This is a genomic window from Oceanicaulis sp. (assembly GCA_040112665.1).
Taxonomy (GTDB): Bacteria; Pseudomonadota; Alphaproteobacteria; order Caulobacterales; family Maricaulaceae; genus Oceanicaulis.
Map to the genome: position 1 here is coordinate 800,760 of CP157796.1, position 20,264 is coordinate 821,023.

Annotated in this window: 17 protein-coding genes and 1 tRNA gene; 8 read left to right on the top strand and 10 right to left on the bottom strand. The window is 69.7% G+C overall.

Annotation, left to right across the window (positions count from 1 at the left end; all coding sequences use genetic code 11):
- Positions 1 to 683: 683 nt before the first annotated feature.
- Positions 684 to 1,607, bottom strand: a complete 924-nt coding sequence (locus ABL308_03825) for an acetamidase/formamidase family protein (protein ID XBQ17009.1) — start codon at positions 1,605 to 1,607, stop codon at positions 684 to 686.
- A 98-nt stretch (positions 1,608 to 1,705) separates the two neighbouring features.
- Between ABL308_03825 and ABL308_03830 the strand changes: the two genes are divergently transcribed.
- The 3 genes from ABL308_03830 to ABL308_03840 all read left to right on the top strand — a co-directional run bounded on the left by ABL308_03830 (position 1,706) and on the right by ABL308_03840 (position 4,100).
- Positions 1,706 to 2,374, top strand: a complete 669-nt coding sequence (locus ABL308_03830) for an HAD-IB family phosphatase (GenBank protein ID XBQ17010.1) — start codon at positions 1,706 to 1,708, stop codon at positions 2,372 to 2,374.
- An 85-nt stretch (positions 2,375 to 2,459) separates the two neighbouring features.
- Positions 2,460 to 3,209: a 2OG-Fe(II) oxygenase gene (locus ABL308_03835; GenBank protein ID XBQ17011.1), complete on the top strand. Its 750-nt coding sequence runs from the start codon at positions 2,460 to 2,462 to the stop codon at positions 3,207 to 3,209.
- Positions 3,210 to 3,248: 39 nt separating this feature from the next.
- A complete protein-coding gene (locus ABL308_03840; protein ID XBQ17012.1) occupies positions 3,249 to 4,100 on the top strand; it encodes a CHAD domain-containing protein in 852 nt (283 codons plus the stop codon).
- A gap of 51 nt (positions 4,101 to 4,151) precedes the next feature.
- Here ABL308_03840 and trxA read toward each other — a convergent pair whose 3' ends face one another.
- The 6 genes from trxA to tsaE form a co-directional block, all read right to left on the bottom strand.
- Positions 4,152 to 4,472 (bottom strand): thioredoxin TrxA, encoded by a 321-nt coding sequence (gene trxA / locus ABL308_03845; protein XBQ17013.1) that lies wholly within the window; start codon positions 4,470 to 4,472, stop codon positions 4,152 to 4,154.
- A gap of 96 nt (positions 4,473 to 4,568) precedes the next feature.
- Positions 4,569 to 8,216: a UvrD-helicase domain-containing protein gene (locus ABL308_03850; protein ID XBQ17014.1), complete on the bottom strand. Its 3,648-nt coding sequence runs from the start codon at positions 8,214 to 8,216 to the stop codon at positions 4,569 to 4,571.
- Positions 8,213 to 11,275 carry a double-strand break repair protein AddB gene (gene addB / locus ABL308_03855; GenBank protein ID XBQ17015.1) on the bottom strand — a complete coding sequence of 1,021 codons (3,063 nt, stop codon included), beginning with the start codon at positions 11,273 to 11,275 and terminating at the stop codon, positions 8,213 to 8,215. The genes ABL308_03850 and addB overlap by 4 nt, the downstream gene beginning before the upstream one ends.
- Positions 11,272 to 11,985, bottom strand: coding sequence for a nucleotidyltransferase family protein (locus ABL308_03860; protein ID XBQ17016.1), 714 nt, complete (start codon positions 11,983 to 11,985; stop codon positions 11,272 to 11,274). Before ABL308_03860 ends, addB begins: the two co-directional genes overlap by 4 nt.
- Complete coding sequence (locus tag ABL308_03865; GenBank protein ID XBQ17017.1) at positions 11,982 to 13,091, bottom strand: phosphotransferase; 1,110 nt, start codon at positions 13,089 to 13,091, stop codon at positions 11,982 to 11,984. Before ABL308_03865 ends, ABL308_03860 begins: the two co-directional genes overlap by 4 nt.
- Complete coding sequence (gene tsaE, locus ABL308_03870) at positions 13,072 to 13,530, bottom strand: tRNA (adenosine(37)-N6)-threonylcarbamoyltransferase complex ATPase subunit type 1 TsaE (GenBank protein XBQ17018.1); 459 nt, start codon at positions 13,528 to 13,530, stop codon at positions 13,072 to 13,074. Before tsaE ends, ABL308_03865 begins: the two co-directional genes overlap by 20 nt.
- 152 nt (positions 13,531 to 13,682) lie before the next feature.
- Here tsaE and ABL308_03875 point away from each other — a divergent pair, with 152 nt between their 5' ends.
- Together ABL308_03875 and ABL308_03880 are read left to right on the top strand one after the other, a co-directional pair.
- The gene (locus tag ABL308_03875; protein ID XBQ17019.1) at positions 13,683 to 14,897 is read left to right on the top strand and encodes an FAD-dependent oxidoreductase; all 1,215 of its coding nucleotides are present in this window, start codon (positions 13,683 to 13,685) and stop codon (positions 14,895 to 14,897) included.
- A gap of 53 nt (positions 14,898 to 14,950) precedes the next feature.
- Positions 14,951 to 15,271, top strand: coding sequence for a 2Fe-2S iron-sulfur cluster-binding protein (locus ABL308_03880; GenBank protein XBQ17020.1), 321 nt, complete (start codon positions 14,951 to 14,953; stop codon positions 15,269 to 15,271).
- Positions 15,272 to 15,786: 515 nt separating this feature from the next.
- Here the strand turns inward: ABL308_03880 and rplS are convergent.
- Together rplS and trmD are read right to left on the bottom strand one after the other, a co-directional pair.
- Positions 15,787 to 16,212 carry a 50S ribosomal protein L19 gene (gene rplS / locus ABL308_03885; GenBank protein ID XBQ17021.1) on the bottom strand — a complete coding sequence of 142 codons (426 nt, stop codon included), beginning with the start codon at positions 16,210 to 16,212 and terminating at the stop codon, positions 15,787 to 15,789.
- Entirely contained in the window at positions 16,209 to 16,913 is a 705-nt protein-coding gene (gene trmD, locus ABL308_03890; protein ID XBQ17022.1) for a tRNA (guanosine(37)-N1)-methyltransferase TrmD, read from the bottom strand. Before trmD ends, rplS begins: the two co-directional genes overlap by 4 nt.
- Positions 16,914 to 16,989: 76 nt before the next feature.
- Between trmD and ABL308_03895 the strand changes: the two genes are divergently transcribed.
- The gene (locus tag ABL308_03895) at positions 16,990 to 17,940 is read left to right on the top strand and encodes a Gfo/Idh/MocA family oxidoreductase (protein ID XBQ17023.1); all 951 of its coding nucleotides are present in this window, start codon (positions 16,990 to 16,992) and stop codon (positions 17,938 to 17,940) included.
- Here ABL308_03895 and ABL308_03900 read toward each other — a convergent pair.
- Positions 17,925 to 18,464, bottom strand: coding sequence for a YbaK/EbsC family protein (locus ABL308_03900; protein ID XBQ17024.1), 540 nt, complete (start codon positions 18,462 to 18,464; stop codon positions 17,925 to 17,927). The two genes, ABL308_03895 and ABL308_03900, sit on opposite strands and share 16 nt — an antisense overlap.
- Positions 18,465 to 18,598: 134 nt before the next feature.
- Here ABL308_03900 and ABL308_03905 point away from each other — a divergent pair.
- Both ABL308_03905 and ABL308_03910 read left to right on the top strand, forming a co-directional pair.
- A tRNA-Gly gene (locus tag ABL308_03905) sits at positions 18,599 to 18,673 on the top strand.
- A gap of 109 nt (positions 18,674 to 18,782) precedes the next feature.
- Complete coding sequence (locus ABL308_03910; protein XBQ17025.1) at positions 18,783 to 20,186, top strand: NAD(P)/FAD-dependent oxidoreductase; 1,404 nt, start codon at positions 18,783 to 18,785, stop codon at positions 20,184 to 20,186.
- Positions 20,187 to 20,264 lie beyond the last annotated feature (78 nt).

The following is a 20,264-nucleotide window of genomic DNA, read 5'->3' on the forward strand; positions in this document are numbered from 1 at the left end:
CCCTCGCCGCAGATCTTGCGCGAGGCGATGAGAGAAGACGGTCGGCGCGGGCGGCCGTTCGGCCGAACGCAATTGCGAAGGTTCTAGAAGCCGGACGAAACGCCCGCGCCCGGTGCTGTGAGTACGGGCCGATACCTTACGGTTGCTGTATAGCCCAGCGGGTATGGCTTGCTTCGCCCCGCTCAGCCGGCCCCGGTCACGCCGGGGTGGGCCATTGCGGGGTTTGGGCGCGCTTCGCCGGGATTTCGACCTCGGTCACCCCGGAAAGACCGCCGCCTCGCATCCAGCCCGGGGATTTCCCCAGGCTGAAGCGGCCGCCCCGCCGGACACCGCCCCTCACCCCGACCGTGACGCGTCGCGACCGCCGCCTTAACCGGGTGAAGAGGGGGAGAAGTATACCGGCGGCGCGAAAGAGGCGGATAAGGCCGGGGATAACGACCGGCCCACCGCCCTGAATTCCCGGCCGAACCCCCGGACCTGATCCGGGGGAAGAGCCGGGACCTTGCGCAGGATAGGGCGGCCACGCTCACACTTTGCTTCCCACCCCTCGTTTCCCGGCCAAGCGCGTCAGCGCGCCGAGCCGGGACCCACCGGAAACACTCAGCAATCCTGGCTGAGCGCATGCGGTAGATCCCGTGTCTCCCTCCGGTCGCACGGGAAGCGAGGGGGGGAAGGACAGGCCCCTACCCCAGCCGCGCCAGCGGAAAGCTGAACGCGGCGGTCCAGTTCGGCGCGTCGACGAGCTGGGCGGCGCGCAGCTCGCCGCAGACGCTCGAGATGAGATACGCGTCCTCGGGGCTGAGGCCGCGCAGCGCGCAGAGCCGGTCGATCATTTCCATCACGGCGGTGCGGGCGGCCTCGACGAAGTCGGGACCGATCCCGGTGGTGGTCAGGCGCGGCTCGGGCTCGGGCATGGCGCTCGCTGGCGCTTCGACGACGGGCGCGCGCGGCGCGGCGCCGGGCATGAGCTCGACCTTGAGGACGAGCTCGGTCCCGGTCTCGATCGCGGTTCCGCACACCTCGCCGTCGCCCTGGGCGGCGTGACCGTCACCGGCGGACAGAAGCGCGCCGTCGGCTTCCACCGGCAGGATGATCTTCGAGCCCGCGACCAGATCGCGGCAGTCGAGATTGCCGCCTGTACGCCAGGGCGGGATGATCGCATGGCGGCCCGGTGCGCCGGGGCTGACCCCCAGCGTGCCCATGAAGGGGCGGAGCGGCGCTGAGGCGATCCCGCCGGGATAGACCGCCTCGCTGCGCATCCGATCCACGCGCCAGGCGCGGAAGACCGGCTCGGGGAACTGATCTGACAGAAGCCCGAAGCCGGGAATGTTCGCCGTCCAGCCCCAGTCGGCCGTGGCCAGCTCGGCGATGGTGACGATGAGCGCGTCGCCCGGCGCGGCGCCCTCCACCGCGATCGGACCGGTCACCGGATTGACCTTCGCCTGGTCGAGCGAGCGAATCCGGTCGTCACCGCTTTCGGGGCTGAAATGGCCGTAGCCGGCGTCGAGCGCGCTGAGCGCGACTGACTCGCCGGGCGCGATCATGATCGCGGGGGGCCGGTCCGGCCGCCAGTCGCAATGACGATGGTCGTGCAGGGTTCTCAACATGGAGGCTCAACGCGTTGCAGGTGCTGTTGCGCGTGGGCTGTGGCCAAGCCGGACGCCCGGCGCTATGAAGCCAACCCCTCGCCCCGGAAGACCGATCCATGAGCCGTCTCATCATCTTCGACGTGGACTCCACGCTGCTCGCGGTGGAAAGCCTCGACTTCGCGGTCGAGCGCGCGCTGCAGGCCGCGCCCGAAGGGCCCGAGCGCACGGCGCGCCTGAAAGAGATCACCGAGCGCGGCATGGAAGGCGCGCTCGACTTCCGCGCCTCGCTGGAACAGCGCCTGTCCATCGCCTCGCTGAGCCGCTCGGACGTCGAGGAGGCGCGCGAAGCGCTTCGCAGCCACGCCACGCCGGGCATGGCCGACCTCATCGAAACGCTGCGCGCCAGGAACTGCGACGTCGCTGCGGTGTCGGGCGGGTTCTACGATCTCGTCGAACCGGTCCTGCGCGACATGGGGCTCGAACCCGGCGAGATGCGCGCCAACCGGTTCGTTTTCGACGGCGAGGCGGTGGCCGGGTTCGACCGGGCCAATCCGCTCTCGCGCTCGGGCGGCAAGGCGAACGTGGTCAAGGGTCTGAAGACGCTGACAGGACGGCCGCTGGCGGTGATGGTCGGCGACGGCATGACCGATTACGAAGCCTTCGCCCAGGGCGCGGCGGACAGCTTCATCGGCTTCGGCGGCGTGGTCGTACGCGATCCGGTCAAGGCCAAGGCGCCCGCCTTCGCCGACACGGTGGACGAGCTGTCGAAAATGCTCGTCGGCTGAGCTTCGGCCGCAGAAACGCCGCTTGCCAAAATCTTTCGCCGGCCCCAATAGCGCGCAGCTTTCACCGTTTGGGGCCTGTCGCGCCATGAACGCCCTTGCGCCGGTCCGCCGCCCCTTGTTCGGCGAGAACCTCACCGCATCCCTGATCGAAGGGCTGGCGAGCCGGGGTTGGGCGCATGCGCCCGGCGCGCTCGATCCCGAACTCGCCGACGCGCTGCGCGAGGAAGCCGTCCTGTTCGACCTCGCCGGGGAGACCGAGACCGGCCGGATAGGCCGCCGCGCGGACGAGACCGAGAAGCTGAAGGTCCGAAAGACCCGCATCGCCTGGCTGGACGGCGCCTCCCCGGCGCAGAAGCGGTTTCTCGCCGGCGCCGAGGCGCTGCGGCTCGAGCTCAACCGCGCCTTCTATTTAGGGCTGTTCGAGTTCGAGGCCCATTACGCGGTCTATCCGCCCGGCGGGTTCTACGCCCGGCATCTGGACGCCTTCCGTCAGACCCGCGGCGCGGGCGCGGCGGCGGGGCTGGGCGCGCAGGCGGGCCGCTCGCGGGTGGTCTCGCTGGTGGTGTTTCTCAATCCGGGCTGGACGCCGGAGCATGGCGGCGAGCTCGCGGTCTGGGACGGCGCGCCGGAGCGTTCCGACGGCCGGCCCGATCTCACAGCGCTCGACGCCGTGCCTCCGGCCGCCGTCATCGCGCCCGAACATGGCGGCGTCGTTCTGATGCTCTCTGAGAGCGTGCCGCACGAGGTGCGGCTGAGCCTTGCGACCCGCTATGCGCTGGCGGGCTGGTTCCGGGTCAACGCCTCGGTGGGCGGCGCGCTCGATCCGGCGCGCTGAGCGAGGCAACCGGCGCGCCCGGCGGGGCGTTTTCGGTCCATGACCGAGAAACTTCAAACCGGCCACAGCTTCGCCGACATGGGCGCTCTGATCCGCGCCGAGATCGACAATGCGCGCGCCGCGCTGGCCCGGGTCGAGACCGATCCGCTCTACGCGGTGCACGAGGCGCGCAAGGCGATCAAGAAGGCGCGCTCGAACGCGCGGCTGATCCGCAAGGGCGACAAGCGCGCCTCCAAACGCGTCAACGCCGCAGGCCGGCGCGCCGCGCATGTGCTGGAAGAAGCGCGCGACGCCGACAGCCTCGAGCAGATCGCGCGCGCCGCCGGGCTTCACTGCGAGCGGCCGGAGATCGCGGCGGTCTATCGCGCCGAAGCCAGGCGCGCGCGCCGCGATTCAGAGCGCGTGGACCGGGTGCGCGCAGCCGGCCAGTGCCGGGCGCTGCTCGACGAGATGGCCGCCGAAGCCGCCAAGGCGGACCTGACCGATGATCCCGACAAGGCGATGGCGAAGGGGCTGGCGCGCACCTACAAGCGCGCCGTGAAGCGATACGAGGCGGCGGCGGACTCGCCGTCGGGCGAGACGCTGCACGAGCTCAGGAAACGGGTGAAGGACTGGCGCTATCACACCACGGCGCTGAAGAACGTCTGGCCGGGCGGGGTGAAGAAAAAGCGCAAGAAGGCGAAGACGGTCGCAGACCTGATCGGCGATCACCACGACCTCACCCGGCTGATCGAGCGGCTCGACGACCGGCAGGGCGAGCATCTGGACGAGGCGATCGATCTTCTCAAAGCCCGGCGCAAGGCGCTTGAGAAGAAGGCGCTGAAGAAGGCCAGGAAGCTCTTCAAGAAAGACCCCTCCGAGGCGAAGGACGCGCTGAAGGAGGCGGCATAGAAAACCCCGGCGCGGGCCGCGCCGGGGTTTTTAACGTCAGCAGTCAGCGTCTCAGACGTGGCTGGAGATCCACTGCTCGATCTTGGTCTTGGCCATGGCGCCGACCTGACGGCCGACTTCCTCGCCGTTCTTGAAGATCACCAGGGTGGGGATGCCGCGCACGCCGTATTTCGACGGCGCCATCGGGTTCTGGTCGATATTGACCTTGGCCACGGTGATCTTGCCGGACTGTTCCTTGGCGATCTCCTCGAGCGCCGGGCCGATCTGCTTGCACGGGCCGCACCATTCCGCCCAGAAGTCCACCAGGACCGGGCCGTCGGCCTTCAGCACGTCGGATTCGAAGGTGTCGTCGGAAACCGCTTTGGTCGCCATGAGCCATGCTCCTTGACTGAATCGATTAAACGACTCGCGTGCGCCGCACGCCGCCGCTTTCGGTGTGCGCACACCTAGGAAGGCGCGGCCCGCCGGTCAAGCAGGACGCCGCGCGCCGGCCTTCGCCAGCACCGCGTCCAGCCGGTCTTCGGGCAGCGCCATCAGGCGCGGCGCGTCGGTCCATAAAAGCGCGCAGCGCACCGGCTTGTCCGGGTGCAGCGCCCGCAAAAGCGCCCGATACGCCGCCATCTGCGCGATATATGCGTCCGGCACGTCCTCCACCCGTTCGGGCGGCGGGCGGTTGGTCTTGTAGTCCACGATCAGGACTTCGTGATCGGTGACGACCAGACGGTCGATCTGCCCGTTCACCACCACGCCCTCGGGCAGGCCCGGCGCGCGGCCCGAAACCGCCGCCTCGGCGCGCGAGCCCGGTCCGAACAGCGGCGCGAACTCAGGATCGGCGATGACGCGCAGGGTCTCGCTTGCGATCTCGGCGCGCTCGGCTTCGGAGAGGTCGGGCTGGGCGGCGAGATAACGCGCCGCGCTCGCCTCCCGGCGGGCCTGGGGGATGTCGGGAAGGGTCTGAAGAAGCTTGTGGATCAGCGCGCCGCGCCTGAAGCGCCGCTCGCCGCCTTCGGCCAGGGGCGACAGGGGCGCGGGCTCGAACCCGGCCTCCTCGTCGTCGAGCAGGCGCGAGGGCGCGGCCGCGCGCGGTGCGGCGGGTTCCGCAGACGGGGCGGACCTGACCCAGGCGGGCAGGACCGGCGCGGCCTTCCGGCGTGCGGCGGCCTCGCCGAGCTGGGCGGGATCGGCGCCGAAGCGCAGGCCGGGACCGGCCTCCCAGCCGTTCTCCTCGGCGACCGCGTCGAGCGGGGTGCGGATCTCGCGCCAGTCCGCCCCGGTGAAGGCCCGGCTCGCCCGGTCGTGCCAGCTGCCCGGATCGACCTTGCCGCCGTTGCCGTGGCAATGCCCGCAGATCACCAGCCGGTCGCGCGCGCGCGTCATCGCGACGTAGAACAGGCGCTGATACTCGCCGTCTATTTCGAGCTGGCGTTCGTCCTTGATCGCCTCGACGAGGCGCGGCGGGGACTTGCTGTCCGGCGACCAGACGAGCCCCGCGCTGTCATGCACGTAGAGCCCGCCCGAGCGGTCCCTGGGGATCTGGGTGGTGTCGGGCAGGAAGACGATCGGCGCTTCAAGGCCCTTCGCGCCGTGCACGGTCATCACCCGCACCTCGTCGCGCCCCGCCTCCATCTCGCGCTTGATCTCTGCGGCGTCCGCGCTGGTCTCCGCCACGAAGCGGGCCAGCGAAGGCGCGCCGTCGCGCTCATGGGCCAGCGCGCGGGAGAGAAACTCCTCGGCCGGATCGCGCGCTTCTTCGCCGAGCCGCGCATAAAGCCGGGCGAGCCGGCTTTCCCCGGTCCCGCTCGCCTGATGCAGGAAGCGCGCAAAAAAGCCATAGGGCGCGTCGAGCTCGACCCGGGCGCGAGCCTCTTCGAGCGCCTGGCGCGCCTCGGCGAAGCGCGGGTCGTCGAAATGGCGCAGCTTCTCCCAGAGCCGGCGTCCGGGCCGGCGGCTGAGATCGAACAGCGCGTCGTCGTCGATGGGCGGTTTGTCTGACCCAAGCGGATGGAAGAACGGGCTTTTCAGCACCTCGGCCAGGGACAGGTCGTCCTCGGGCAGAAGCGCGAATTTCGCAAGGCTCAGAAGGTCCTCGACCACCAGCTGGTCGGGCAGGGTCATCCGGTCGGCGCCGGCCACGGGCACCGCTTTGAGCTTCAGCCGGCGGATGATCTCCTCGAACAGGCCGCCGCGCTTCCTGACCAGCACCACGACGTCGCCGGCGGTGGCGGGGCGCTGTTTCCAGCCGAGCTTTTCGTCCCAGACCGCGTCTCCGCGTGCGATCAGGGCGCGGATCTCCTCGGCGACCGCCTCGGCGAGCTGGTTGCGGGCGCTGTCCTTGCGCTCGGCGTCGACCGGGCGCAGGTCGAGATCGTCTTCCTCGGGGCTTTCAGGCTTGGGCACGGCCGGCCAGATCTCGACACAGCCCGGCGTGTGCGCACGGGCGGCCTGGTGGCCCTCATAGCGGTGGAAAGCCAGGGAGTCGCGCGCCCGCTCGGTCTCGGGATCGCGCATCAGGAACTTGGTTTCCAGCGCCGCGGTCTCGTGCTTGCGCTCGGGCGCGGACAGGGCGGCGGCCTCGGCCTCGAAGGCGCGGTCGACGGCGGCGAGCACTTCCCCGGCGGAGCGGAAGGAGACGGTCAGAGGCGGGCTGTCGAATTTCAGCCCGGCCTCCGTCGCATCGCGTTCGAGCTTCAGGCGCTGGGCCAGGAACTCCGCCGGATCGGCGTTCTGAAACGAGTAGATCGACTGCTTCTCGTCGCCGACGCAGAAGACCGTGCGCGGGGTGTCCCGCTCCGCGCCCGCCCCGGCGAAGAACTCCTCGGTCACCGCGTTGATCACCGCCCATTGCTCGGGAGCGGTGTCCTGGGCCTCGTCGACGAGCACGTGGTCGAGCCCCTGATCGAGCTTGTAGAGCGCCCAGACCCGCGCCTCGGAATCGGTCAGCAGCCGGCGCGCCCGATCGACGAGATCGGAGAAATCGACCACGCGCCGCCGGTCGAGCCGCGCCTGGTATGCGTCGAGGAAACGCGCGGCGACGAGGAGGCCTGCACGGGTGACCTGATTGGCGCGGGCCGCGGCGATGAAGGGCAGCACCTCGTCGGTGACGCGGTGGCGTTCAGAGCCTTCCTCGCCGAACAGCGTGACGAGGATGCGGTAGGTCTCGCCGAGCTTCTTGGGATAGATCGAGCCGGGCTTTTTCAGCGTGCCGGAGCTGGTCGTGAACCAGTCGAGATAGAGCCGGGTCGCCTCGGCCGGATCGCGCTCGCCCATGGCCAGCACCTCGACAAGGCCGGCCGCGCTTTGCTCGCAGGTCTTGCCGGTTCCCGACTGAAGCGCGCTCAGCGCGGCGTCGAGATCGTCCACCGCCGTCTCGTTCCAGACGATCTCATGGGCGCGGTCTGCGTCGAGTTCGGGCGGCACGTCGAGCGCAAGGCTCGCCCGGTCCATGACGATCTCGACCGAACCGGCCTCTGCGAGCACGGCTTGCAGATGGTGACGCTTTCCGGCCGCGAAATCGCACAGCGTGGTGATCGCATCCGCGCCGCAGGCGTCCAGAAGCGCGGCGATCGCGCCGGCGACGTCCCCGTCAGGCGCGCGCACGGCTTCGGCGAAGACCGCCTCCATCGCTTCGGCGCGCAGGGCCAGGCCCGCCGCGTCATCCTGCACCTCGAAGCCCGGCGGCAGACCGGCCTCAAGCGGGAAGCGGCGCAGAAGGGACTCGCAGAAGGCGTGCAGGGTCTGGATCTTCAGCCCGCCGGGGGTTTCCAGCGCGCGGGCGAACAGACGCCGCGCCGCGGCGAGATCGGGCCGCCCCGCCCCGCCGGTCAGATCGTCGAGCGCGTCCGAAAGCGCGGCGTCGTCCATGGTCGACCAGCCGCCGAGCTTTCTGAACAATCGGGCCTGCATCTCGCCGGCCGCAGCCTTGGTGAAGGTCACGCACAGGATGCGGTCCGGCGCCGCGCCGGCCAGCAGCAGCCGCGCCACCCGATCAACCAGCACGCGCGTCTTGCCCGAGCCCGCGTTCGCCTCGACGAAGACGCAGGCTTCGGGATCGGCTGCGGCGCGCTGAGCGGCGCTGGCGGATCTGACGATGTCGAGGTCGAAACCCGGCGCGCTCATTCTCCGCCTCCCTCGCCGCCGTCCTCGGCCGCGCTCGCCCACTCCTTGCGTCGGGCGAGATGGTCGAAATCGCCCCAGCGATTGGTGTATTTCGCGCGCGGCTGGCTGGGATAGGTCCGGCGCTCATCGTCGAACTTCGCGATCCAGGCGGCGAGATCGTCGCGCGCGTCCTCGGCGAGATCGACGACTTCATCCGTACCCGGATCCTTGACGACCGAGCACTCCTTGCCCGGCGTCTTCCCGCCGGTGATCTGGATGTAGACGAGATCGCCCGGCTCGTGGCTGGGGCAGCCCTCGAACCCGCCTCGCGCGGCCATCGCCGCCTGCAGCGGCAGCTGCGGCGCAAAACCCGCGCCGACCTCCTTTTTCGAGGGCACGCCGCCCGTCTTGTAGTCGATGATGTCCAGCGCCCCATCGGGCCGCATGTCCACACGGTCGACGCGGGCGGTCAGCAGGAAGGGCCCGGCCGGGCCGTCCACCTCCATCTGCCCGCTCGCCTCGATCACGACAGGCCGGAAACCCAGCCGCCGCCGGCCGGACTCCCAGTCCACCAGATAGCGCGCAGCGCGGACGAAACGGGGCAGTTCCAGACCCAGCCTGGCCTCGGGGAAGCCGGCGTCCAGAAGCGCGGCGCGGCCGAAATCAATCAGCCGGTCGAGCGCGCCGAGCGGCAGTTCGTCCGTATCGGGAAGGCTGCGCGTCCATTGCTCGATCGCCGCGTGATAGGCCTGGCCGCGTTCCGCGCCGCCGGGCGCGCGGTCGAGATCGTCCAGCGGGTCGAGGCGCAGGATCCTGCCTGCGAAGATCGCATACGGATCGCGGATCCAGGTCTCGATCTTCGTCACCGAGAGCTGGCGCGGCCGCGCATCCACCGGCGGGGCGGGTTCGGGCGCAGCGACCCGGTTGCGCCGCGCGCCCGGATCGTCGAGCGCCCGGCCCAGCGCGAGATAGTCGGTGTCGGGTGCGAGCCTCAGATCGGCCTCGGCGTCGCCGAGCGCGCCGCGGGCGAGGGTCTGCAGGCGCCAGAGCCAGCGCGAGGCGACCGTGGGCGCGCCGTCGTTCTTGCCCGCGCGGGTGAGGATGACTTCGGGCGCGGAGGCGAGCTGGGCGAAATCGTGCGCGGACAGGCCGAAGCGCTGCTCCAGCGCGCTGAGACCGGCCGCCTTGCGCATGCCGCGGCTGAGGAAGGGATCTGCCTTGGGCGCGGCCGGCCAGACGCCTTCATTGAGCCCGCCCAGGATCACCCGGTCCGCGCCGGCGAGCCGGGCTTCGAGCGGACCCAGAATCTGCAGCCTGGGATGCGCGCCGTAGCGCGGGCGGACCATGCGCGTGCGGGCGGTTTCGAGCAGAGCCCGGGCGAAGTCGCGCAGGGACAGAGGCGGGAGGGCTTCTGACTCGGTGAGGAACTCGCGCACCAGGCTGGCGGCGGCCTCCCCGGCCTCGCCCGCCCAGAGACGATCCGCACCCGGATGGTCAGGCTCGGCGGCCAGCGCTTCGGCCGTCTCGGCCAGCGCGCGGGCGAAGTGTGCGGCCGGCTGATCGCCCTTCAATCCCTCGAAGCTTTCGAAGGCGAAAGCCGTCTTCTCGACGATCCCGGTCCAGCGCGCGGCGCGGTCTTCATCCTCGCCGGCCGCCTCGCGGACCCGCTTTGCGATCGCGGCGAAATCTGTCCCCGGCCTGCGCCCGCGCAGCGCCCGGCGCTCCATCGCGCCGATCTCGGGCTTGAGGCGGGCGCGGTCCTCGCCCAGCGCGAAGAGCGGCGAGTTCGCGAGCGCTGCAAAGCCCAAAGCGGAGCCGGGGTCCTGCGCCACCTCCAGCACCCGCATCAGGAAACCGCCGGCGGGCGTATCGGACAGCGGCGTGCCCGCGCTGTCGTCGAGCGCCACGCCGAACCGGGCCATCTCCACGCTGACCCGGCGCGCGAGCGCCCGGTCCGGCGTGACGAGAACGGCGCGCGCGCCCGGCGTCTCCAGCGTCTCGCGCAGAGCCAGAGCCACGGCGCGGGCTTCTTCGGCGGGCTCGGGCGCTTCGATGACGGAAAGCCCGGTGAGCGCGGTTTCGAACACGTCCGCGCCCCAGCCTTCCTTCAGGTCTTCCACCCGCGCGAGCCAGTCCGAGGTGGCTTCGGCGGGGCGCAGGGACTCCGCGATCACGCGCGCGCGGCGCGCTTCGGCTTCGCCCTCGGCCGCGCCGGGCCAGATTTTCACGTCCTTGCGGTCGATGCCCATCGCCTGGATCAGCGATTTCATCGCCCGCTGGGGGTGGGCGTCGTCGATCGCAGCCCAGGCCCGGTCGTCGATATCGGCCTGGAAGCCGGGCAGGACGACCGCGCCGCCCGGCAGCCCGGCGACGACCTTCAGAAGCGTCGCCGCAGCGGGGATCGAGCCGGTCGAACCCGCCGCGATCACGGGGGCCTCGGGCGGGGTTTCGGTCCAGCGCTCGGCGAGCTTTGAGAGGATGAGCGAACGGCGGCGGGCCGGATCGACATGGCCGAGCTCGGCCAGGCGCGCGGGCCAGGCCTCGAGCACGATATCGAGGAACATCGCCGCCTCGGCCATGTGCGCGGGCAAGGCTGCGCGAATGTCGTCCGACAGCGCGGAAAGGTCGTCGACCTGCTCGGTGGCGAGATCGTCGAGCAAGCGCGCCAGATCGTCGGCGAGCGCCAGCGCGCCGCCCACGCCCATCGAACGGCCCGACGCGCTTTCGCGGGCCAGGATCAGCCGGGCGAGCTCGAAGCGGCGGCGGGCTGTGGAGATCGCCTCGGGCGCGGCTTCAGCGAGCTCGCCGGGTTCAAAAGGCGGGTCGTCGGCGTCCACATCGCCGATCGGGCGGATGGCGGGCAAAAGCGCGGCGCCCGGCCCGTCCTCGAGCCGGGTGAAGGCGTCAGCCAGCGCGCGGCCTGCGCGGCGTGTGGGCAGAAGCACGGTCGCCGCGCTCAGTTCGGCCGGGTCGGGAAAGGCGGCCCGCAGCCCCCGGGCGAGCGCGTCGACGAACCCCGAGGCGGGCGGGATGGTGAAGACGCGGGGACCCGCGCTCTGGAACAGCGCCGCCGCGGTCACGTCATCTCCGAAAGCCGCTTCTGGGCGAGATCGCGCGCCTCGGGATCGCCGACATGCATCCAGTATGCGCGCATCGGCAGGCCGTAGACCCGGCCGGCCTTCAGCGCCTTGTCCCACAGAAGATTGGTGGAGAACACGTCGATGGTTTCACCTTTGAGGATGCGCGGATGCATGACCTGCACCCCAGCATAGGCGTAGGGCGCGCTGTCGCGCTCGCCGCGGCGTTCGATGCGGCCGTCCTCGTGCAGGAAAAAGTCGCCCTTGCCGGCGTATCCCAGCTGCTCGCCCATCGGCGACAGCATCAGCAGGAAGTCCATAAGCTCGGGATCGAAGGCGGCGGCGAGCCGTTCGAGCTCGCTCTGTTGGCCGTCGATCCAGACAGAGTCAGTGTTGGCGACGAAGACCGGATCGTCACCCAGAAGCGGCGCGGCCTTGACCAGCCCGCCGCCGGTTTCGAGCAGGCGCGCGCGCTCGTCGGAAATAACGATCTCCGGCTCGGTTCGGCCGCCGAGATGGTTTTCGAGCATGTCCGCGCAGTGATGCACGTTCACGATCGCGGTCTGAACTCCGGCGCGGGCGAACTTGTCTAGCGTCCAGTCGATGAGCGCATGACCGTCCACCTCGACCAGCGCCTTGCAGCGATCGTCGGTGAGCGGGCGCATGCGCGTGCCCTTTCCGGCCGCCATGGCCATGGCGCGAGTGATCTTCACCGGTCGGCCTCCGCATAGACTTGCGGCGCCGCCTCGCGGACGACCGCCCGCACGGGCGCGAGCGCCGGATGATCGAGATCCTTCACGAAATGGCGGGCGACTCGGCTCATGAACTGACCGTAGCGCGTCTTGCCGTCGCGCTCGACCAGGCGAACGAAAATCCCGAGGATCTTCGCATTGCGCTGCGCGGCGAGCACGGCGTAGGCCGCATCGAACGCCTCGCGATCGTCGAGCCCCGCCGCCTCGAAGAAGCGGTCGCACAGCGGCTTTGCGATATGCGGCGAGACGTCCCGGCGCGCATCCTCGATCAGCGAGACGAGGTCATAGGCGGGGTGGCCGAACAGCGCGTCCTGGAAATCGAGAAGCCCGGTGCGCGCCTCGGCCTGCCGATCCGGCAGCCAGATCAGGTTCTCGGCGTGAAAATCGCGTAGCACCAGGCCCTGGGCGTGACTGTGCAGCGCCGGCAGCACCGCCGCCCAGGCCGATCGCCAGTCCGCGTAAAGCCCCTGGGTGGGTTCGCCCTCGCCGCGCCGCGCCGCGTACCAGTCCATGAAAAGATCGGCTTCGGCCTGCAGCGCCAGCGGGTCGTAGTCCTGCACCAGCCAGCGCGCGCCGAAGGCTTCGGGTTCGCGCTCGAAGCTCGACCGGTAGAGCGCGGCCAGCGTCTCGACCGCCTGGGCGTAGAGCGCGCCTTCATGAGCGCGGTCGGGAACCACGCGCGCAAACAGATCGTCGCCGAGATCCTCGATCAGCAACAGGCCGTGCTCGACGTCCGCCTCGTAGATCTTCGGGGCGGAGAAACCGCGCGCGCTCAGGGCTTTCGCCAGCCCTGCGAAGGCGGCGGTGTTGTTGCCCGCCAGCCGCGCCATGGCGTTATAGCCGAGCCTCGCCCGGGTCTCCGCGTCCGCGGTGGGCGGGCAGGCGGGCGCTTCGGTTCCCGCAGGCGCGTCCATCAGCACGGCGGGCCGGCCGTCCAGCGTCACGCGGAAATAGCGCCGGGTCGAGGCGTCGCCGGGGAAGGGATCGACATGGGCGGCGCCCCAGCCCGCCTCGGCGAGGAAATCACGGCGCGCGGTCTCGCGCGGATCAGTCTGCGAGCCGGTCAAGCCGCGCCTCCCATCGTCCGAAAGCCTCACACAGCGCCGCGCGCCCCGCGCCGCGCTCCTCGAGCCGGATCTCCAGCCGGTCGTCGGGCCGGAAGCCCGGTGCGCGGTCGGGCCATTCGATCAGCGCCGCGCCCTGATCGAGCGCCTCGTCCAGCCCCAGCTCCTCGAGCTCGGCTTCGTCCTCGAGCCGGTAGAGATCGGCGTGGGTCAGCAAAAACCCACCGGGCGCCTCATAGCTCTGCACCAGGGTGAAGGTCGGGCTGGGCGCGTCGGCGACGCCGGTCAGCGCATGGATCGCGCCGCGCGCCAGCGTCGTCTTGCCTGCGCCGAGATCGCCGAAAAGCAGCACGGCGTCGCCTTTCTCCATGAGGCCGGCCAGCCGCGCGCCGTAGCGCGCCGCAGCAGCGGCGTCGGGAAGCGGAACCGTCAGCGTGCCCATGACATTCGTCTAGGACGGCCCCGCCCGCCCCGCAAGCGGCCGCGGACCGCCGTCCACAGCTCCGCTCGCCAGGACAGGCGCCGGGGCGGCTTGACTAAAGCGAAGCGGCGCGGCGCCATGCCCGCTGCGGGATTGATAAGGAGACGCGCGACGTGCCGTCAGGAGTGCTGATCATCGGAGGCGGCCAGGCGGGCCTCTCCGCCGCCGCCGAGCTGAGGAAGCGCAAGTATGACGGCCCGGTCACGATCCTGGCCGCCGAGCCCTGCCCGCCCTATCAGCGCCCGCCTCTGTCGAAGGGCTATCTCAGCGGCGAGGTCCCGCTCGACCGCATCTGGCTGAAGCCCGAGAACTTCTTCGAGAAATCAGACATCACCCTGCGCACCGGCGTGCGCGTGCAATCGATCGACCGCGACGCCCGCGAAGCCGTCGCCGAGGACGGCGAGCGGTATTCCTACGACCATCTCATCCTCGCCACCGGCGGGGAGGCGCGCCGGCCGCCCATTCCGGGCGCGGATCTTCCCGGCGCGCATGTGCTCAGAACCCTCGCCGAAGCGGACGCCTTCTCAAAAGCGCTGGACACCGCCGAGCGCCTGGCGGTGGTCGGCGCGGGTTATATCGGGCTCGAGATCGCCGCTTCGGCGCGCAAGCGCGGCAAGGAGGTCGTGGTCTTCGAAGCCGCCGACCGGCCGATGGCGCGCACGGCGAGCTCGCTTCTGTCGGGCTGGTTCGGCGCGATCCATCGCGGCTACGGCGTCGATCTCAGGGTCGGTGCGCCGGTCAATCGCATCGAGGGCGAAGACAGGGTCGAGGCGATCCGCAGCGGCGACGAGGCGGTGAAAGCCGATCTCGTGCTTCTGGCGGCCGGGCTCGCGCCCAATTGCGGCCTTGCAGAAAAGGCCGGCCTGAAATGCGATGACGGGATCGTGGTGGATGCGCGGGCGCGCACCTCCGATCCGAACATTTACGCGGTGGGCGATTGCGCCCGGCTGCCGCTGGCCCGCTACGGGCGCAGCGTGCGGCTGGAAAGCGTGCAGAACGCCATCGACCAGGCCAAGGCCGCCGCCGCCGAGATCGCCGGGGCGGGCGAGGATTACGATCCCGTGCCGTGGTTCTGGTCAGACCAGTACGAGCTGAAGCTGCAGATCGCCGGGCTGATCGAGGGCGCGGACACGCTGGTCCGCCGCGGCGATCCCGAGGAAGGCAAGTTCGCGCTGTTCCACTTCAGGGGAGAGACGCTCATCGCCTGCGAGGCGGTGAACTGTCCGCCCGAGTACATGGCCGCCCAGCGCATGATCGCAAAAGGGATCAATCCCGATCCGGCGAAGCTGCGCGACCAGAGCGTGGCCATGAAGGATTTCCTGTCCTAAATAGCCCGCAAACCCATCAGCGCGGCAGTCCGCATTCAGGAACCAAGAGGCCCATGGCGAAGATCACCTATATCGAACATGACGGGACCGAGCACGTCGTCGACGTCGAGGACGGACTGACCGTGATGGAAGGCGCCATCCGCAACATGGTGCCGGGCATCGACGCCGATTGCGGCGGCGCCTGCGCCTGCGCCACCTGCCACGTCTATGTCGACGAGAAGTGGACCGGCAAGACCGGCGAGCGCTCCTCGATGGAGGAGAGCATGCTCGACTTCGCCTCCGACGTCCGGGACAATTCCCGCCTGTCCTGCCAGATCAAGGTGACCGGCGAACTCGACGGCCTGGTCGTGCGCATGCCTGAAGAGCAGGGCTGAGGGGCGGGCGCGCCGATCTGGGGCTGTTCGCGCTCTACGATCCTCCGGGGCCTGCCGGCCCGTTCGAAGCCTTCAAGGGCTCGCCAGCCCGTTCGCTGCTTTGAAAGGGTCCCCCGGACCCTTTCATCCGCTTTGCGGACCAGCGCTCACTCCCCCGGATCGATTGATGCGCTTCGCGCACCAGCGCTCACCCCCACCCCCGCCCTTCGGGCGGACCCTCCCCTTCAAGCGGAGGAAGTTGCGCTTCAGCTTCACGCTCTGACGCCCCCGATATCGCAACGTCTTACTCCCTCCCCCTCTGTGGGGAGGGTGGACCGGCGCGTAGCGCCGGGCCGGGTGGGGGTGCGCCGAGTTTTCAGAAGTCTGCGCTCTACGATCCTCACCCCACCCCCGCCCTCCGGGCGGACCCTCCCCATCAAGGGGAGGGAGTGGGGCTTCCGCGTTTCCACTCCGAGAAAACGAAAAACGCCCGCCGGGGACCGGCGGGCGTTTGTCTGTTCGGTTCGGCGTAGAGCCTAGCCCTCTTCGGGCACCTCGACCTGAGGCTTGCGGCCCTTGGGCGGGCGGGCTTCGATGCCGCGGCCGGTGGTGCGCTCGGCGATCCGGGCGGATTTACCGCGGCGATCGCGCAGATAATAGAGCTTGGCGCGGCGAACGCGGCCCTTGCGCTTGACCTCGATGGACTCGATCAGCGGGGAGTGCACCGGCCAGACGCGCTCGACGCCTTCGCCGAAGCTGATCTTGCGGACCGTGAAGTTCTCGTTGAGGCCCGAGCCGGCGCGGGCGATGCACACGCCGTCGAAGCGCTGAACCCGCTGGCGGTCGCCCTCGCGGATCCACACGTTCACGCTCAGCGTGTCGCCCGGAGAAAATTCCGGAATGGACTTTTCGCCGAGCACGCGGGCGGCTTCTTCCTGCTCGAGCTGCTGAATCAGGTTCATGGCTCTTCTCCTTGGCGCCGCTGATATCTCGCCCAGAGATCGGGGCGGCGCTGACGTGTGACTTCTTCGGCCTGTTCCTTACGCCACCGGGCGATCCGGCCATGATCGCCCGACAGCAACACTTCGGGAATGTCCCGCCCTTCCCACGACCGCGGCCGCGTATAGTGGGGATATTCGAGCAGGTCCCCTTCAAAACTCTCGTCTTCGGTGCTCTCGATCTTGCCGAGCACGCCGGGGATCAGCCGCACACAGGCCTCGATGAGGACCATGGCCGGGCCTTCGCCCCCCGCGAGCACGGCGTCGCCGACGCTCACCTCAGTCATGCCGCGCGCTTCGACGACCCTCTGGTCGAGGCCTTCGAAGCGGCCGCAGAAAACAACGACGCCCGGTCCCGCCGCCCAGTCCCGGACCAGGGTCTGGGTGAGCGGCCGGCCGCGCGGCGTCATATGGATCAACGGGCGTGAACCCCTGTCCACGCTGTCGATCGCGTCGGCCGCCACATCGGGGCGCAGCACCATTCCCGGGCCGCCGCCAGCCGGCGTGTCGTCGACGGAGGCGTGCTTATGACGGGAAAACGACCGTATGTCCACCGTTTCAAGCGCCCAGAGTCCGTTGCGCCGCGCCGTCTCCAGAAGCGAGACGCCGAGCGGGCCCGGAAAGGCTTCCGGATAAAGCGTGAGCACGGTCGCGGCGAAGGTCATGGGGCGCGCTTATGCGCGCGGGAGCCTCGCGCTGCAAGGGGCGGGAACGCCCCGCCTCCCTCCGGGTTCTTCAGCCATGACCTCCCTCCTCATCCTGGGCGCAGCCCATGTTCACCTGCCTGACCATCTGAAAACGGCCGAAGACGAGGGCGTCAGCGTCTCTCATGTCTTCGATCGCGACCCGGAGCGGGCGAAGGCTTGCGCAGGCGAAAACGGCGCGGAGCCGGTCGAACACCTCGATGCGCTCGGCGATCTCGGTGTGGACGGCGTGATCTGCTGTTCGGAGACCGTGCATCACGAGGCCGACATTTCCGCCGCGCTGAAGGCCGGCCTGCCGGTGTTCACCGAAAAGCCGCTGGCGGGGAGCAAGGCCGAGGCCGAGCGCCTGGCCGCGCTGGCCGGCGAGACCGGGGTGAGGCTCGACACCGGATATTTCCTGCGCACCCAGCCGGCGCTCAGAACCCTGCACGAGGCGGTGAAGGGCGGCGCGCTGGGCGCGATCCATGAAGGCCGGGCGCGCTTCTCTCATGACGGCGGCTATGCCGACTGGCTGGACGTCACCGGATGGATGACCGATCCGGAGCTGACGATATACGGCGGGTTCGGCGATGAGAGCGTGCACGCGATAGACCAGCTCCTGTGGATGCTGGGCGCGGCGAAATCGGCCAAGGCCGAGCTTGGAAACACGCTGGGCTTCAAGGTGGACGATCACGGCGTCGCCCTGATGATCCATGAGGGCGGCGCGCGGTCGAGCGTTCAGGGCGGCTGGACCGATCCCTTCCTGCGCTTCGAACTGGAATTGATCGGCGAGGCGGGCTGGGCGCGCGTCGACGGAAACCGTGTCGAGCATTATGAACGCGGCCGGACCGATCCGGTCTGGCGGGCGCAACTTGCAGATTTCGACGCGGGCGAAGGCTCCCGGCCCTTCCTTCAGTATCTCAAGACCGGCCAGGGCGAGCCGGTCTGCACGCCGGGCGAGGCGGCCGCCGTGAACGCGGCGCTCGATTTGTGCTACGGCGCGTCCTGAGCGAGCGCGGAAAAATCGAGAATTTCAGGCTCGCGGCCGAGCGCGCGGACGAATTTAAGAAGGTCTGCGCTTGAGACAGCTGTGGTGGCGTCGTTCTTCAGCGGATGAAAATTCACCGTCTCATGGGCCATGAGCGCGGCGTCCAGGATGAAGCGCACGCGCTTGTTTGGATCGTTCACAATCGCGAAGGCGGTCACAGAGCCGGGCTGCACGCCCAGCGTCTCGCCCAGAAGCTCGGGTTTTCCGAAGCTCAGCCGCGCCGTGCCGATCACGCGATGCAGCTGATTGAGCGCGATCTCGGTGGACTGTAGCGCGCTGAGGAGCACCAGTGCGCCCTTCTTGTCCTTCAAAAACAGGTTCTTGGTGTGCCCGCCTGGCAGATCGGCCTTGATCGCCTCGCCTTCGGCCACGGTGAAGACGGGGGGATGGTCCACCGTGCGGTGCGCGATCCCCAGCGCGTCGAGATAGCTCAGAAGGCTTGCGCGATCGGCGGGCGGGGCGGGCGGTTCGGCCTTATCGGTCATGGCGTGTTTGCTAGCCGGGCGCGCCCGGCGCGGCAAGCTGCAGCGCAAAGCGCATGAGCCACTTGCAAAACGAAAATCGATAGGCCATACACCACGGCCTCGGCGCGAGCCGGGCCCTGTCACGCAGGATATGAGCGGGCGTAGCTCAGGGGTAGAGCATCACCTTGCCAAGGTGAGGGTCGTGCGTTCGAATCGCATCGCCCGCTCCATTTTCTTCCCAAAGCCAAGATCATCGATCCGGCGCGCCGAGAGGCGCGACGTGCGCCTCGACTTCGCGTCGCGTCTGTAGGAGGCTTCCCGTTGCGGGAGGGGCGCGCCGTGGACCTTGAAGCGGACTATCTCATCATCGGGGCCGGGGCGATGGGGCTGGCCTTCGCCGACGAGATGGTGACGCGTTCAGACGCCACGATGGTGATCTGCGATACGCGCGCTGCGCCCGGCGGGCACTGGAACGACGCCTATTCCTTCGTGAAGCTGCACCAGCCCTCGATCTTCTACGGGGTGGAATCCACCCCGCTCGGCCGCGACCGGGTGGAGACGTCCGGGCCCAATCAAGGTTTTCTGGAGCTCGCCGAAGGCCCGGAAATCCTCGCCTATTTCCACGCGCTGATGCGCGACCGGCTGCTGGCCTCCGGACAGGTCACCTTCCTGCCGCTGACCGAGGCGAGGCCGGACGGGACGCTGCGCCATGTCCTCTCCGGCGAAACGGGGCGGGTCAGCGTGCGGCGCAAAGTGGTCGATGCGAGCTGGTACACCAACCCGGTGCCGGCCACTCACACCCCGAAATTCCAGATCGCCGAGGGCGCGCCTGTCGTCCCGCCCAATGCCCTGCCCCGGCTGGCCGCACGGCATGAGCGGTTCACCGTGCTGGGCGCGGGCAAGACCGGCGTGGACGCCTGCGTCTGGCTTCTGGAGAACGGCGTCGCGCCGGACCGCGTGCGCTGGATCGTGCCGCGCGATCCGTGGTTTCTGAACCGGCGCTTCACCCAGCCCGGCGACGCCTTCTTCGAAACCACGTTCGGATCTTCGGCCGCCCAACGCCGCGCCATCGCCGAGGCGTCCGACGCGGAAGATCTCGCCCGGCGCATGGAGGCGTGCGGCGCCTGGCTGAGGCTTGAAGAGGACGTCTGGCCGGCCCTGTTTCACGCCGCCACGGTGAGCGAGGGCGAGCTCTCTTTGCTCCGCTCCATCGGCGACACGGTGCGCCTGGGGCGGGTGACGCGGATCGAGCCCGAGCGGCTGGTCCTCGAACGCGGCGTGCTGCCCAGCACGCCGGGCACGCTGCATGTCGACTGCACTGCGACCGCGCTGCCGGTGCGCACGCTCAAGCCGGTGTTCGACGGCGATCTGATCACGCTGCAGATGACCCGGTTTCCGATGCTGCCCTTCAGCGCGGCGCTCGCCGCCTTCCTCGAAGCGAGCTTCGAAACCGACGACGAGAAGAACGCCTTCGCCCAGCCCTTGCCGCTGACCGACACGCTGGCTGATTACGTACGCGGCCTGCCTGGCGACATGGCCAACCGCTACGCCTGCTCGAAACATCCTGCGGTCCGCGCCTGGGTCGCGGATTCCCGGCTCGACGGCTACACCAGGATCGTGCGCGACCTCGACCCGGCCGACGAGGCCCGGCAGGCGGTGATCCGTGATCTGGCCGAGGCGAGCAAGGCGGCCGCGGCGAACCTGCCCCGCCTGCTCGCCGCGCTGGAGTCCCCGTCCGGCTGAGCGCTGCGGGAGCCTGAAGGCGGAGCCCTGCGTTAGGCCCTGCATCAGGCTTTAGAAGCTGTGCGGGGTGCACCCCTA